This window comes from Sphingobacterium phlebotomi, from assembly GCF_008180195.1.
GTDB classification, from domain to species: domain Bacteria; phylum Bacteroidota; class Bacteroidia; order Sphingobacteriales; family Sphingobacteriaceae; genus Sphingobacterium; species Sphingobacterium phlebotomi.
Genome location: NZ_VTAV01000015.1, coordinates 61,460 through 77,310, shown reverse-complemented (window position 1 = coordinate 77,310; position 15,851 = coordinate 61,460). Strand labels below are relative to the sequence as shown.

Here is a 15,851-nt window from a genome sequence, read left to right as displayed (position 1 = left end):
GTGATTATAGTTTGATGTTAATACCTGCTGTCATAACGAGTGGGTTCGGATATCCAAAAGCAGGAGATTCCGGATCTATCCCCGTAAAACCTTTATTCTTGTACAAAATCCCGGCGTTATCTACATTTACATAAAATCTAGCTGACTTCGTTTTGTATTTGCCTAGATTAATTCCCTCATTCAGGTTATAGGCCAGTTGGATATTTCTCAGTTTCATATAGGAGCCATTTTCAATTAGGTAAGTAGAAAGACGTCCTTCATCATTAGCGTTGATTAATGAAATTGCAGGGATATCCGAAGTTGGATTATCGATAGACCAAGCGTCATAAAGACGAGCTCCTTTATTGGACATGACATTTGTTACGGACCAAAAATCCGTCCATACCTTTATTTCGTTATGAACATCAATACCACTTACACCTTGGATAAATAAAGATAAATCAAACTGTTTATAATTGATTCCCAAGTTCAATCCATAAGTAAAATCTGGAAGAGGAACTCCTATCCAAGTTCTATCGTAGTCATTGATAATATTGTTTCCGTCCAAATCCCTATAGCGGATCCTTCCGACAGCTTTACCTTGTTGAGCTCCATGGGCATCAACTTCTTCCTGGCTTCTAAACAGTCCGTCCGCCACATATCCATAATATGATCCAAGGGTCCTTCCCAAGATGTTCTCTTCCACTCTCGCATCTCCACCATAGGAATTGACCACTTCATCGGGTAGATAAGTCACTTTGTTACGTACAAAATCGAAGTTTACACTTGCATTAAATGACAGTGCATTATTGACCTGTGTCCTATTACCAAATGCTATTTCTAGTCCCTTATTTTGCATAGATGCGCCATTTAGCCAACGTCCCCCACCTTCACCATATACCGCTAAGTATCCAGGCTTCAAAAGAATATCTTCTGTATCCTTAACATAGTAGTCTATAGTTCCGTATACCAATTGATTCTTGACACTAAAATCCAATCCAATATTAGATTGGATAGTAGATTCCCATTTCAAATTTTTATTTCCGGTCTGCGTCTGTACGTATCCGCTGGGCAATGTCCCTGATCCTGCGCCACTTATATCGTAGGCAGTTGTATTATAGTCGACACTATAAATATCAAATATAGCGTGATTATCAATTTCTTGATTACCGGTGATTCCCCAACCGTACCGCAATTTCAACTCGTCAAATAATCCTAACTCTTTCACAAACCGTTCCTCATTTATTCGCCATCCCAATGAAAAAGCCGGAAAAACGCCGAATTTGTAGTTCTCCCCGAACCTAGAAGAACCGTCGTATCGTAAGGTAGCGGAAGCTAAGTAACGATCTTTAAAAGTGTAATTGACTTTCCCAAAATAAGACAGTAAAGAATACCTCGAACCAGAGCCATCATTATCTTTCTGTCCTGTACCTGACTCCAAATACATAAATTCAGGATTTTCTGTGACATAATCCTCTCTAGATCCAAAAAACGTGGCATATCTACTGTTGAATAACTCTATACCTACCAAAGCATCTATATTATGGACATCCTTGATATGCTTCGTAAAATGCAAGGTATTGGTCCATGTCGTTTTCAGATCATGCCATTGTCGCATAGTGACTTTGTTGAGCGGATTTTCCAGATATCCTGAAACATACGATTTTTGCCAGTTCCGAATATAGTCCTGTCCATAATCAAGACCAAAATTGGAACGATATGTAAGCAAATCAAAAACCTTCAACTCTCCGTAGATATTTCCCAGCAGACGCACATACAAATCTCTGTTTTGCTTATTGTCCTCAATAATACGTACAGGATTATGTCGATCATTCATGCTACCAAAAGGCCCTCCCCAACCTAGCCCATCAGCAGTTCTTACTGGAATCATCGGCGCCGCTTGGATAGCTTCGTTCAATGGGACAGAACCGCCTTCATTAAGATGTACAATACTAAAGTTTTCTCCTAATTTTAAATGATTATCAAAGAGATTGTAATCCGAATTAAACCGTAACGAAGTTCTTGCAAAACTACTTTCTTTTACTAAACCGTCATTTTTAAAATATCCCAAACTGAACAAAGAAGTTCCATAAGCATTACCTTTTGAAACACTGGCATCATAATTTTGCGTAATTCCCGTTTGCGTGATTTCGTCAAACCAATCTGTATTGGACGTTTTAAGAGTCATTGCCGGATCTAGGAAATCCTTTATTGTTATGTTATCCAATATTTGCTTGCCCCCACCGTCCTGATGGTAGTCAAATTGAAAAGGAAGGTTTAAAGCATTAGGGTCTGCATTCCCTGAGATTTGCGCTCTCCACAAAACTTCCGCATATTGTTGTGTATTCAGCATTTTCAATTTGGTTACAAAGCTTGATGCCGACACGTATGAATTGAAATCCACCTGTGCCTCATCTTTCTTCCCTCTTTTGGTCGTGATAATAATGACACCGTTCGCCGCCCTGGAACCGTAGATACTGGCAGCGCTTGCATCTTTCAATACTTGCATACTTTCAATATCCAACTGATTAATCGTATGCAAGCCGGCTTTCGTCGGCACCCCGTCAATGATATAGAGCGGATCATTATTGTTTAAAGTCCCAATTCCCCTGATGCGTACTGTCGCCGCTCCACGAGGACTACCATTGGATGTAATATAAACGCCAGGAACCTTGCCTTGTAAAGATTTCATCGCATTACCGGTAGCTTGTTGGTTGATATCTTTCAAATTCACCACGCTTACCGCCCCGGTAATGTCCTTTTTACGTTCGGTTTGGTAACCCGTCACCACGACTTCTTCCAATCCCTGTTCTACGCTGACCAAGCGAATCTCCATAAATCTAGTGTTTCCTGTGGCAACGGTTTGCGTCTCATATCCCACATAAGATACTTCCAGAGAAACGTTATTACCGGTTAGCAACAACGTGAACTCCCCGTTTTCATTCGTTTGTGTGGCCTGTTCCGTTCCACTGACCACTAAAGATGCGCCCACTATGGGCACGTCTGTACTGCTGTTTGTCACTCTTCCCTGAAGTGTTACCTGCTGTGCAAAGCCGGCAACAGAAAAAAGAACCATGTACAAAAGCAGGATTGCTTTCTTTTTTGTAAACATATAATCGGTTGCTTGTTAATAGATAAAATATTTAAGTTTATTGTTTATTTAGTGTGTTCAATATTTGATGTTGTCTAATGAATTCAACCATACAAACCTGTTGATAGTCGATGCATCATAACTCGGACATGCTCCCGTGCTTTGCGTAACAAAGGCACTTAGCGTCGTGGCGAATTCCAACATTTCCTCCGGCGTTGCCTGTTTATCCTGTCGGCAACGCTGCGACAGAAAAGCTGCCAGAAAAGAATCGCCGCTACCAATCGTATCCTTCACTTCGACTCTTAATGCTGGAAAGTGATAGGAAAATTTTCCCAACCATGAATGATAAATAGCCCCTTTGGCCCCGTACGTCACGATAAGCTCGTTGACACCAAATGTGGTCATGACAGCTTCGGCTTTTATGGCGTCGGTATCCATATCCGGTAATCCCAACCACGTCGCTACAAAGCCCAACTCTTCCTCGTTCATCTTCACCAGATCAGCATAATAGAGTAATTCAAAGATGCGCTCTTTTGTATAATGCGGCGCACGTAAGTTCACATCCAACACTTTATAGTTCGCTGCTTTTATTAACGTTTGAAGCGTTTGGTAGCTGATATTATTACGTGTCGATAAGCTACCGAACACGAAAAAATCAGCGTTAGACACAGCTTCTATTTCCTTTTCTCCTAACGCAATGTTATCCCAGGCAACAGGAAAAACGATTTCATAACGCACATCCTTGTTTTCATCGATATGAACTTCTACAGTCGATGTCTGATATTTACTGTCTTTTTGGAACAATGTTAAGGGAATAGCCAATTCCTCGCACAGCGCGATAATGTCTTCTCCGTCAGTATCATCACCTACACGTGTAAGCATATCGGTATGGATACCCAGCTTATTTAAGTGATACGCCACGTTCAACGGTGCACCACCTAATTTTCGGCCAGTAGGTAGATTGTCCCAGAGCACTTCTCCAAAACATACACCTTTGATATTTAATATTTCGTGTTTCATCTTGTTTTTTCCAATTAATGCAACGGCATGGTATCTCCCATATCTTCGAGCGATTTTCCTTTGGTTTCCGGCATCAGTTTCCACACATACAGGAGCTGTAAAACCATACAGCCGGCGAAAATCAAGAACGTATAACCTCCTCCTAGTAATTCAGTTAGTGCAGGGAAACAGAATGTGATAATCGCCGCCATAATCCAATGGGTTAAACTTCCCAATGTCTGCCCCTTGGCTCGTACATCGTTGGGAAAAATCTCCGATATAAATACCCATATTACCGCCCCTTGTGAAAACGCAAAAAAAGCTATAAACAGCATCAGGTAGATGGTTACGGTCATGCCTTCTATAACCCCAGAGAAAAAAGCATACGATACCAGCGATAAGGCTGCAATCATTCCTATCGACCCAATAAACATTAATTTACGTCGTCCGACCTTATCGATAAAATTGATGGCCAGCAGGGTAAAAACAAAGTTAACTAAACCAATTCCAACGGTAGACAATAGGGAGCTTTGCGCACCCAATCCTGCCATTTCAAAAACGCGAGGCGCATAATAAATAATGGCATTGATACCCGATACTTGATTGAATACGGCAAATAAAACGACCAATATGATAGGAAGCTTGTTGGCTTTGGAAAACAAACGCCCCTCTCCTTTTGTCTGCGTTTTTTGCTGATTTTTCAATATCAGTTCAATATCGTGCGCTGCTTGCTCACCACTTACTTTCTGCATAATAGTCATTGCTTCCGCTTTTTTTCCACGGTGCAACAACAACCAACGCGGACTCTCTGGTACGAAGAAAATTAAGATAAAGAAAATGAGGGCTGGGAACGCTTGTACACCAAGCATCCAACGCCAGGATTCTTCGCCGCCTTGGCCGATAAAATAATTAGATAAATAAGCCACTAATATCCCCAATACGACATTGAACTGAAATAATCCTACCAATTTCCCGCGGGATTTAGCAGGAGAAATCTCGGATATATAGATAGGAGCTGTCACGGATGACACCCCTACACCTATCCCACCCAAAAAGCGAAAAAGGATAAAAGTGTTCCAATCTTGCGCCAACGCTGTACCGATGGCAGAGAAGAAATAGAGTGCTGCTACTAGGAATAAAGTGGTTTTACGACCGAGTTTATCAGAGGGATAAGCACCCATTGCCGCTCCCATAACGGTTCCAATCAGGGCGATAGCCATCGTTAAACCGTGTTGAAATTCGCTGAGAGACCAGAATATCTGAACGGCTTTTTCCGCGCCGGAGATAACGGCTGTATCAAAGCCAAATAAAAATCCGCCTAAGGCCACGACGAATGACCAGGCCAAAACTGTGTTTTTGTTCATGTTACTTTATTTACAACTGATTAATCCAAAATTAACATGAACCTTATCTCTGCTTAAAATAATAGCTAACAAATTACATCAAATTTGTATCAGAAGAAAAAATAACATAAAAAACTATATTACAATAGTTTATAAAAAAAACGAATCCTTGATTATATGAATTTTAAACCGATTCTTTAGATTTTGTTTCATATCTCAACACCTCACAAAATGTGTATTTCAAACACTAAGCTTTGTTCTTTTGTTAAGGAAAAAACAAAATGATGTATATTGTCAAGAAAATTCAAAAACAGGGGAATGTCGAAGCTTTACGTTTTTTTTGCTGTCATGGTGTTTCTATCGTGCCAGGCCTGTCGGCCAAGTGAAAATAATAAGCAGTTTACCATTGCTTTTTCACAGTGTATCGGTGATGATGCATGGCGGGAAACGATGTTGGATGAGATGAAAAGAGAACTTTCGTTTTATCCTGACATCGAATTTATCTACCGCGACGCTGGCGGGGATAACCAAATGCAGGCACAGCAAATCAAAGAGTTGCTCGAACACGACATTGATTTGCTCATTGTTTCGCCAAATGAAGCCGAACCATTAACGCCAATTGTTGATTCTGTTTTTCAAAAAAATATTCCGGTGATTGTCACCGACCGTAAAACATCCTCTAGTTTATACAATGCGTATGTTGGTGCGGATAATCTCGCCATTGGTAAACTCGCCGGACAGTTTATTGTACATACACTCAACGGAAAAGGAGAAGTAGGTATAGTCACGGGACTGAAAGGTACATCGGCATCTATCGAGCGAAGGAAGGGGTTACTCGATGCGTTGGATAGCTCGGGTATTGTTCGTGTGGGCGTCGAAATACAAAGTGACTGGGAAAGACAGACCGCCTATACACAAGCTAAAGAACATATTGAGCAACTTCTCGAACAGGATATTATTCTGGCTTTTAATGACCAAATGGCCTTTGGTGTTACCCAAGCGCTTCAAGAGGCAGGTGAATACAACAAAAGGGTGATTGGCATTGATGCACTTCCCGGCGAAGGCAATGGATTATCGGAGATTGTGAAGGGAACCTTATTCGCTTCTATGCTTTACCCTACCGGTGGCACGGAAGCTATTCGTACCGCGATGGCTATTTTGCAACGTAAACCCTATAAACGAGATAATATCCTAGGAACGGTTGTCATCAATCAAGATAATGCAGGACTCATGATGTTGCAATCCAACAAGATACAGGAACAACAAAAGGATATAGACAAGCGGCAAGAGCTTATTGTTGAACAGAATAAAATATATAGAAATCAACAGACAACGCTAAATGTTCTGATAACAAGTCTGGTGCTAGCAGTGGTGTTTGGAGGAATTTCGATTATCGTTATCAAAAGCAACTGGGAGAAAAACAAGCATCTTGAAAAACAAAACCAGGAAATACTTTCGCAACAGCAACAGATTGTGGAGATGAATGAACAGATACGGGCTGCTTCCGAAGCGCAAAGTAAGTTTTTCACGAATGTATCCCACGAATTTAAGACACCGCTTACGCTTATTCTTGCCCCTATGGAGGAGTTGGAAAAAGAGAAAAACTTATCTTCTAATGGCGCAGACCAACTGGCACGTATCAAACGGAATGCAAAGAAACTTCAAAACCTCGTTACCGATCTGATTGACATTCACCGCCTGGACAACGCCAAAAGAAAGCTGCGGGCTGCCCCCGTAAAGATTGATGCTTTTGTTCAGCAGGTATTGGCAAGCTTTAAACCGCTGTCACAAAAGAAACGTATATCGTTAAGTTATATCAGCAAAACACCACTCAAAGAGATCTGGATTGATGAATATTTAATGGAGCAGGCACTCTCCAACCTCTTATCAAACGCGTTCAAATTTACGGAACCGGGTGGAAAGATAAGCGTCGTCGTAGAAGAAAATACTTTCGGCGATTATCTATACATTCGGGTCGTTGATAATGGAAGTGGTATATCCGTTACGGATATAGACTATATCTTTGACAATTTTTATCAAGGCGAACAACACCTTTCTGGTTCGGGTATTGGTTTGGCCTATGTGAAAGAGATTGTCGAACTTCATCATGGACAAGTGACCGTAAGCAGTAAAAAAGGAGTAGGTTCTTCGTTTACGTTACGTTTGCCAACGGGACATCTACATTTGTTAGATGACGAAAAGAAAGGGTTATTAGACCATGCTTCCGAACGACAAACGGAACGCGGAGAGACCATCGTAAATGTGGAGGAACTTCAGGAGGAAACTGCTTCTTTTTATTCTAGTAAAGCGGCTAATATTTTGGTTGTTGACGACCATCCGGATATCCGTCTGTTCTTGAGGGATATTCTGGAGAAAGAATATAATCTGCTATTTGCCAAAAGCTATGTAGATGCGCTAGCAAAAATGGAGAAAAGTTATCCCGATTTAATTGTGAGTGACATCATGTTGCCCGATGGAAGTGGCTTGGAGCTATTAAAAATGGTCAAGAACAGTCCGCAGTTTAATAAAACCCCGGTGCTATTGCTCAGTGCGCTGGATACGGAAGAAAGTAAAATCGAAGGAATGCGTATGATGGCGGACGCCTACCTCACTAAACCCTTCCGTGTCGATCACCTAAAGGCAGTGATTACCAATCTTATCACTTCTCGGCGACAACTGAAAGATCATTACACGAGTATTTTAGAACGGGGTGAAACGGCAACGGATGCAAAACAACATACCGCACAAGATAAACGGTTTATGCAAAGTTTAGACATGGTTATCGAAGAACGTATCGGGGAAAAATCACTCAGTGTAGAAGATATTGCACAAGTGCTGAATATCTCGCGCGTACAGTTATATCGCAAGACCAAGAATCTATTAAACAGTAGTGTAAACGAATATCTTCTCCAACGTCGTTTAACCAAATCCAAGCACCTCCTGCTGGATGGTTTGCATATCAACGAGGTGGCTGAAAAAGTAGGTTTTTCCTCGGCTGCTTATTTCGCTGCAGCTTTCAAGAAACAATTTGGGATAACGCCAACTGCTTTTCGGAAAGACATGCTGAAGGGATAATAGGGCCCCAAGATATGTCTGGCTTTTTTGTGTTTAACGATTATTTTCTAATCTTTGTACCTATCACATAAATAAGGCTGATAGGATCATTTTCTCCGTATACGACAAAAAAGCTATCTTTCTATGTGGTTAAAGAAAACATCGTTATTAAAGATCGTTCTATATCAAAGAATGTCTGATACTTAAATATGGCAAACTACAAAGAAGCAACAGACAAAGAACTGGTTTCTCTTTTAAAAGAGGGAAATAAGGAAGCCTTCGCTGAAATCTACGATCGATATGCCATGCCAATTTATTACAAAGTCAATCAAATACTTCGTGATGAGGAGATGTCCAAGGACCTGGTACAAGAATTGTTTACCGCAATATGGACGCACGCCGACAACCTTTGGGACGATGCCAATCTAAGTGGTTACTTGTACGTGGCGTCCCGAAATCGGGTGTTGAAACTGATCCAAAAAGGCAAAACGAAAAGTGATTACCTTGCCGAGCTCGGCAAATACAGTTCTACAGTCAGTTATGATACATTGGATAAGCTGGACGAGAAAGAGCTGATGCTGCTCGTGATGGAAGAAATCGCCAAACTTCCTCTCAAGATGCGCGAAGTATTTCAATTAAGCCGTTTGGAAGACCTTTCTCACAAAGAGATTGCTGCAAGGCTACAGATCAGTGAAGCTACGGTCAGAAAACAAATTCAATATGCACTACGTATCTTGAAAAGTAAGCTGGCTAACTATAGTTCTTTAGGAATATTACTCTTAGCTCTCTTTAGGGAAAATTAAGTTTTTTTTATTTTCCTCTACCCCATACCCTTGTTTAAAAGGTATTACAATAAAGTGCCTTTAGAAAAGCACTTTACAGATCTGATATGGACAAACAAGTAGGAAAGGCACTTTTGACCAAATACCTAAAGGGTACAGCCGATGAACAGGAGAAATCGCTGGTCGAGCAGTGGTATGCAGGCATGTCGCTGGACAAGATGAGAGAAGCCAAAGGAGAAGATTATGAACGGATAAAATCTGAAATATGGGACGCGATTTCGGTAACTGATACGCCTAAATCTTTATATCGCTATGCCTGGGTCAAGGTAGCTGCAACCATTGTGGTATTGCTCACGTTTACAGCGGTCTATTACGCCTTGAACTATTCTGCTCCAGACAATTTCCAACTTGCTACTGGGGATAGTACGACCATGATCAAGCCAGGGGGTATAGGGGCTACGCTGACCCTTTCGGACGGAAAGCAGATCAAACTGACCGCTGCTTCCGATGGTGAGCTTGCCAAAGAGTCGGGCATCAGTATCTCCAAATCCGAAGATGGATTTGTAGTATACGAAGTAAAGGGAGAAACAGCCCATGAGTCCTCCGAAAGCACCCATATCCTGACCACAACCAAAGGCGAAACCTATATGATCGTGCTACCGGATAAATCCAAAGTATGGCTGAATGCATCTTCGCGACTTACCTTTTCTACACAGCACCGAAAAGTAAAGCTGGAAGGTGAAGGGTACTTTGAGATTTCCAAAGACAAGCGACCTTTTACCGTAGAAACGAAAAATCAAACGGTTCAGGTTTTGGGTACACATTTTAATATCAATGCATATAGTGACGAAGACCAGATAAAGACATCTCTGTTGGAGGGTAGAGTTCGGATCATAACGGCAAAAGGAACACGTGAGCTGTCTCCCGGTCAGCAGGCAGTGAATACCGGAGGAAAATTGACTGTTCAAGAGGTAGATTTGGAGGCAATGGTGGCTTGGAAAAATGGATACTTTAAGTTTAATGGTAGTCTGGAAACAGTTATGCGAACAATCGCACGCTGGTATGATTTGGAATTGGACTTTGAACCAAATGCTCCCAAAGAAATTATATTATGGGGCTATGTGTCCCGCTCCAACGAGCTCGACATGGTTTTACGACAACTTGAGCGAACCAATAAGGTAACTTTTGCCATCCAAGGGCGTAAGATTGTCGTAAGGCGTGCAAATTAATAAAATAAGAGACAGATATTTTTGAAAACCTAAACTAAAAAAACAGATGAAGAAGATAAGAGATAAACCTTAATAACATTCAGGACAGGATATGAAAAGGCCGCAAAGTGTACCCCCACCTTACGGCTAATCAGCTAAGTATCCGGATCCATTGTCGTGACGAACTAACAATTTATATTATAGAATTACTTAACCATATCAAATATATGAAAAAATATACTTTTCATAATAGGGCATCGCGTTGGTTGTTGCCACCTAAAGTATTACACATTATGAAATTAACTATTGTATTGATGACAATCGCCTTCGTCCAGGTCTCTGCCCATACTTTTGGCCAACGGGTGACCTTAAGCCAAAGGAACGTCTCGTTGGAAACCGTGGTTAAACAGCTTCGCGAACAAACGGGGTATGATTTCCTTTTGGACGGGAATATACTGCGCGAAGTGAAAAATATCAATGTGCAGGTGCAGAATGTTTCGCTAGAGAAGGCTATCCAAGCAATTGTCAAAGGGAGAGATTTACAGTATTCGATCGAGGGGCGTTCGGTGGTGTTGACCAAACAGACGATATCTTCTTCGGAACGATCAAAAGATGATCAACTTATATCGCAGCAAAACGTAATATCTGGCGTGGTACTAGATGATAAGGGTGCCCCACTAGTAGGGGCTACGGTGAAAATAAAAGGAAAGCAGGTGGTCATGTTGACTTCAGATGATGGAACCTTCATACTGAGGGGGGTAATATCAGGTGATGTTGTGTCCACGACTTATCTTGGTTTTGAGGTACACGAGATTACGATAACAGATGCCCAACTCCGTAGAAATAATAATCTGGTCATAAAGCTAACGCCAGTAAGTAATGATCTAGATGAAGTGACGGTAGTCAATACAGGGTATCAATCCATTTCTGGAGAACGAGTGACTGGTTCTTATGATGTCATTGATAGCAAAACTATTCAAAGGAGACATGCCCCTGACCTTTCAACTGCTTTGCTTGGATCCGTGGCCGGTATGCAAGGAAGCGAAAATGCAGATGGTTCTATAAATTATACCATTCGCGGAGTAACATCGCTTTATGCGGACGCTAGACCACTCGTCGTGGTAGATGGCTTTCCTGTAGAAAATGGTTTTAGAGATATTAATCCAAATGATGTAGAGAGCGTTACTGTCTTAAAAGATGCTGCGGCTGCTTCCATATGGGGAGCGCGTTCGGCCAATGGTGTTATCGTCGTGGTGACTAAAAAAGCAAAAGAAAGATTAAATGTGAATGCGAATGTGATGACCCGTATTGGTCGAAAGATAGATTTATCTACAGCACTTACTACTGCATCTGCTGCAGACCAGGTGGCGTGGGAACGCATGGCGTACGAAAATCAATGGTACGCAAATACCTATTCCAATTCTTTTAGTGAATTGGCTAGGCCGTACTCTCTGGCAAAGGAATATCTGTTCCAACACTATGAAAAAGGTTCCATATCTATGGAAGAAATGGAGGCGGGACTTAACGAGTTGAGCAGGTCCGATAATCGGCAACAGATCAAAGATCACCTCTTGCAAAATCCCGTTTTACAGCAATACAATCTTAGTATTTCATCTGCTAATGACCGTATCCAAAATGTATTTTCGGTTATGTACGAGCGTAACACCGGAAACGTGATTGAAAACAACCTTAATCGTTGGCGTATGAATTACAGCGCCCAAGCCAAAATATTCAAATGGTTGGATTTTAATTTTGCAACGAATATACACTATGTACAATCGGAGAATAACGGCCCCACGATGAACGAATTACGATTATTATCACCTTACGAGTTAATATTAAATGAAGATGGGAGTTACGCCACACAATTAATGGGCGTAAATAGGGAACAATATGACAAAATAAGAGGTACACTTCCATACGAAGATTGGGATTACAATATTCTTCGGGAGACACGAGCGCGCTCATTAGCTGCCACAGAGCTAAATTCGCGCTTTCAAACTGGATTGACTTTCAAGCTTTTGGACGGGTTTACCTTGGATTCAAAGCTCCAATATGAATATAACTTGGGTAAAACCAGACATTATTATATGGAAGACAGTTATTATGCTCGCGACTGGGTCAATTTTATTGTAGATTATGATCAGATAAATCAACAGGTGAACAAACAGTTTATTCCCAAAGGTGGTATCTTGCAAACTACCGACCGATCTAATCGCAACTATACTTGGAGAAATCAACTGAATTTCAATAAATCATTTAATAAACATGTGGTAACAGCACTTGCAGGGGCTGAAATTTCTGAATACGGGATGGAAGGAACAAACCATCCCTGGGTTTGGGGCTACGATGATAAGACAAACCGGATGTCACCACTACCCTTTGGCGGGCGTTCTGTTGCAGGCGTCGTACAGTTGAAAAATATTATGGGAACAAATCTGCCTCAACTCAACCAAAGTGCTTTCTGGTATATCGATCAAGCTGTAGGTTCCCCAAAATCCCGTCAACGGACAGACTATAATATAGATGAAACTTCTTTTGACTACCGCAATGATCGTTATGTATCGGTGTTTGGAAACGCATCTTATACATACGACAATAAGTATAGTGTATCCGGAAGCGCCCGAAGTGATGCTTCCAACCTGATCACTAACGACCCAAAATACCGTTGGGCACCACTATGGTCAATAGGTGGTTTGTGGCATGCTTCTAGGGAAGATTTTATGGAGTCAACAGCATATTGGCTGAGTCGCCTGAGTTTACGTCTTACCTATGGATTCAATGGAAATGTGGAAAAAAGCACCTCTCCGCTAACACTTATTACCATGAGCCAAACACCCTCCTTAAATACAGGTACATATACGGGAAGTTTCCGTCAAGGTAACCCGCTTTTGCGTTGGGAGCGCACAAAGACGATTAATGCGGGGGTCGATTTTGCTCTTTTTAGCAACCTCTTATACGGTAGTATTGATGTATATAATAAAAGAGGAATAGATATTCTAGGAGACGTCCCTCAACCGACCATCAATGGTGGCTTGGTAACGCAAAGAATCAATCAAGCCGGCATTTCCAACAAAGGGTTTGAAGTTGAACTTGGCGTAAACACTAATCCTGGTGAATCTGCAATTTCATTAAACACTAAATTGACCTATGCATACAATCAAAATAAGGTAACTAGTTTGTATAACCCGAGTATTCAAAGTCAGAACGCTGCTGCCGGCCGGGCTTTTACGGAAGGCTATCCTATAGGAGCCATGTGGTCGTATATATATGCCGGTATGAAGGACGGCCAGCCACAACTTGGTAGAATAGGCGACGACGAAACCTATCCCATGACAGGAACAGGAATAGCTGTTGCTAACTATGATGATGGGTATTTGGTATACAGCGGTCCAATGGTTGGCCCGCATAGTGCAGGTTGGCAAGGAACATTAAGCGGATATGGATTTGATTTTTCGTTTCTATTTGTAGGTAACTTTGGAGGTAAATTCCGCAATCCCACATTCACCTATCCGATGTTGACGCTGGGAAAAGATATCATTCCTATGTTTGTGAATGACGTGTTAAACGGCTCTCCTGATATCCCCGCTTGGCCAGAAGCCAATTCTGAAAATTTCAGTAACTGGTCTTTCTATACATCATCACTGAATACGTTGGTCGAAAGTTCGTCATTTATTAAACTAAAAGAATTGAATTTAGAATACAAAATCCCTAAAACATTAACAGACCGGGTTAATATAGGGAGTGTTAATTTATTTGCTCAGGTGAGAGATTTAGGCTGTATATGGCAGTCAAATAGCCGAGGCTATGACCCCGAATGGTTGCCTGGCACGCTTCCTCCGACAACTACGTATTTACTTGGGTTTAACGTTAACTTCTAAAAAAGAAAAATGATGAAAAATTATATTTTCCCTATTATAACTGCCGGGATCATGATGATAATTTTTACGGGGTGTGAAAAATTTTTGAGTGAGTCTCCGACAAAGAGTACAAGTGAACCAATCGAACGTATCGAGCAATTAGTCGGATTGCTCGATGCTCCAAATTACACGGAAAACTTTCGGTTTACCGATCTTACATCTACGGATAATTACGATCTGCCACTCGATTTGTTTGAGGTATATCCCAGTGCACTTACGGCATCATCCGGACTTCCCCATTACGTATTCGGTATCGAGGAAGTGGCAAATAGGCCAAGCGATATGCACTGGAATAATAGTTATGGTGAAATTTACAAAGCCAACCTGATTCTTGAAAATGTGGATCAAGTAAGCGGAGATGCGGCCTTGAAAGCCCAGATAAAAGCTGAAGCATACTTTTTAAGAGCCTATAGTAACTTTATGCTGGCAACCTACTATTGCCTACCTTATCATTCTGATCATTTCGACGAATTAGGATTGCCCTATAAAACATCGACGTCACCGGAGCAAAGCATGGCAAGAATGTCGCTCAAAGACACCTATAATTGGATTGAATCGGATCTCGCTGAAGCCTTAAATACTACAAAAAATAAGCCTACCACGACTTATCGTGCGGATAACAAGGCTACTGTGAATGCGCTGCTATCCCGCTTATATTTATACCAAGAAGAGTGGGATAAGGTGATTGCCGCAGCCGATCAGGCACTAGATAATACCGGAATCATTAAACTAAAAGATTATAACACGCTAGGACCGGGCACGCCTGTTATCTTCGATAACCCTCCATATACGATAGCATACAGCGAGATCACGGACTACGCTGCGCCTACCTATTTTAACTGGAATGAGTCATTCTTTATAAGAGTGATTTATAAGCATCCGAGTATGCTGATAGCATCTCCATCTCTTTTGGATATGTTTGACAAAACGAATGACGTACGCTATAAATGGTTTTTTCTGAATGAAGTTCGGAGGTACGCACCGACTTATGCCAAAGAGGTTCGTTCGTACACCAACGCATTTGGCGGTTGGTTTATGTTGGCAGGTGTCACGATTCAGGAAGTGATGCTGAATAAAGCTGAAGCATTGGTACGAAAGTCTTCTCCCGATGTCGCTGGTGCTATGACCCTCGTCAATCAATTAAGGACAAACAGGATGCAGGCACATACCGGACGTACATTGACAGCTGAGAATGCAGAAGATGCGCTTTTGAAAGTCTTGGCAGAGCGTCGTCGGGAATTTCCATTCTCTCTTCGTTGGGGAGATATTCGTCGCTTTGCCTATACCGCCACCACCATCGATGATATAATCGTTTCAAGAGATTTCTATGAATATGAAAACGGTGTTGCCAATAAAGCAGTACCTAAAACCTACACATTACCGTTAAAGAGCCGTCGCTATGCTGTTCCGATAAATCAGCTGGAAGTAAATAAAACAAGAGGAGAATTTGAACAAAATACCTATTAAAAATTGTC

At 41.5% G+C, this 15,851-nt stretch carries 8 protein-coding genes; 5 read left to right on the top strand and 3 right to left on the bottom strand.

Annotated features, from left to right (window positions below; all coding sequences use genetic code 11):
* Window positions 1-4: 4 nt before the first annotated feature.
* Genes FXV77_RS17345 through FXV77_RS17335 form a run of 3 tightly spaced genes read right to left on the bottom strand, consistent with a single transcriptional unit; the run spans window position 5 to window position 5,433 of the window.
* Window positions 5-3,091 (bottom strand): SusC/RagA family TonB-linked outer membrane protein, encoded by a 3,087-nt coding sequence (locus FXV77_RS17345; RefSeq protein ID WP_222867816.1) that lies wholly within the window; start codon window positions 3,089-3,091, stop codon window positions 5-7.
* A gap of 57 nt (window positions 3,092-3,148) precedes the next feature.
* Window positions 3,149-4,090 (bottom strand): carbohydrate kinase family protein, encoded by a 942-nt coding sequence (locus tag FXV77_RS17340; protein ID WP_148920507.1) that lies wholly within the window; start codon window positions 4,088-4,090, stop codon window positions 3,149-3,151.
* A gap of 14 nt (window positions 4,091-4,104) precedes the next feature.
* Window positions 4,105-5,433: a sugar porter family MFS transporter gene (locus FXV77_RS17335; protein WP_148920506.1), complete on the bottom strand. Its 1,329-nt coding sequence runs from the start codon at window positions 5,431-5,433 to the stop codon at window positions 4,105-4,107.
* A 297-nt stretch (window positions 5,434-5,730) separates the two neighbouring features.
* Here FXV77_RS17335 and FXV77_RS17330 point away from each other — a divergent pair, with 297 nt between their 5' ends.
* The 5 genes from FXV77_RS17330 (at window position 5,731) to FXV77_RS17310 (ending at window position 15,843) form a co-directional block, all read left to right on the top strand.
* On the top strand, window positions 5,731-8,487 hold the full coding sequence (locus FXV77_RS17330) for a substrate-binding domain-containing protein (RefSeq protein WP_148920505.1): 2,757 nt from the start codon (window positions 5,731-5,733) through the stop codon (window positions 8,485-8,487).
* A 188-nt stretch (window positions 8,488-8,675) separates the two neighbouring features.
* Entirely contained in the window at window positions 8,676-9,269 is a 594-nt protein-coding gene (locus FXV77_RS17325; RefSeq protein ID WP_148920504.1) for an RNA polymerase sigma factor, read from the top strand.
* An 86-nt stretch (window positions 9,270-9,355) separates the two neighbouring features.
* Window positions 9,356-10,477: a FecR family protein gene (locus FXV77_RS17320; RefSeq protein ID WP_148920503.1), complete on the top strand. Its 1,122-nt coding sequence runs from the start codon at window positions 9,356-9,358 to the stop codon at window positions 10,475-10,477.
* Between the two features lie 272 nt (window positions 10,478-10,749).
* Window positions 10,750-14,337, top strand: a complete 3,588-nt coding sequence (locus FXV77_RS17315; protein WP_187444172.1) for a SusC/RagA family TonB-linked outer membrane protein — start codon at window positions 10,750-10,752, stop codon at window positions 14,335-14,337.
* Window positions 14,338-14,388: 51 nt separating this feature from the next.
* A complete protein-coding gene (locus FXV77_RS17310) occupies window positions 14,389-15,843 on the top strand; it encodes a RagB/SusD family nutrient uptake outer membrane protein (RefSeq protein WP_187444171.1) in 1,455 nt (484 codons plus the stop codon).
* Window positions 15,844-15,851: the final 8 nt, after the last annotated feature.

Bases quoted from the DNA above. Each gene is read 5' to 3' on its own strand.
- FXV77_RS17345 (WP_222867816.1), bottom strand. From the start codon at position 3,091: ATGTTTACAAAAAAGAAAGCAATCCTGCTTTTGTACATGGTTCTTTTT.
- FXV77_RS17340 (WP_148920507.1), bottom strand. From the start codon at position 4,090: ATGAAACACGAAATATTAAATATCAAAGGTGTATGTTTTGGAGAAGTG.
- FXV77_RS17335 (WP_148920506.1), bottom strand. From the start codon at position 5,433: ATGAACAAAAACACAGTTTTGGCCTGGTCATTCGTCGTGGCCTTAGGC.
- FXV77_RS17330 (WP_148920505.1), top strand. From the start codon at position 5,731: ATGTCGAAGCTTTACGTTTTTTTTGCTGTCATGGTGTTTCTATCGTGC.
- FXV77_RS17325 (WP_148920504.1), top strand. From the start codon at position 8,676: ATGGCAAACTACAAAGAAGCAACAGACAAAGAACTGGTTTCTCTTTTA.
- FXV77_RS17320 (WP_148920503.1), top strand. From the start codon at position 9,356: ATGGACAAACAAGTAGGAAAGGCACTTTTGACCAAATACCTAAAGGGT.
- FXV77_RS17315 (WP_187444172.1), top strand. From the start codon at position 10,750: ATGAAATTAACTATTGTATTGATGACAATCGCCTTCGTCCAGGTCTCT.
- FXV77_RS17310 (WP_187444171.1), top strand. From the start codon at position 14,389: ATGATGATAATTTTTACGGGGTGTGAAAAATTTTTGAGTGAGTCTCCG.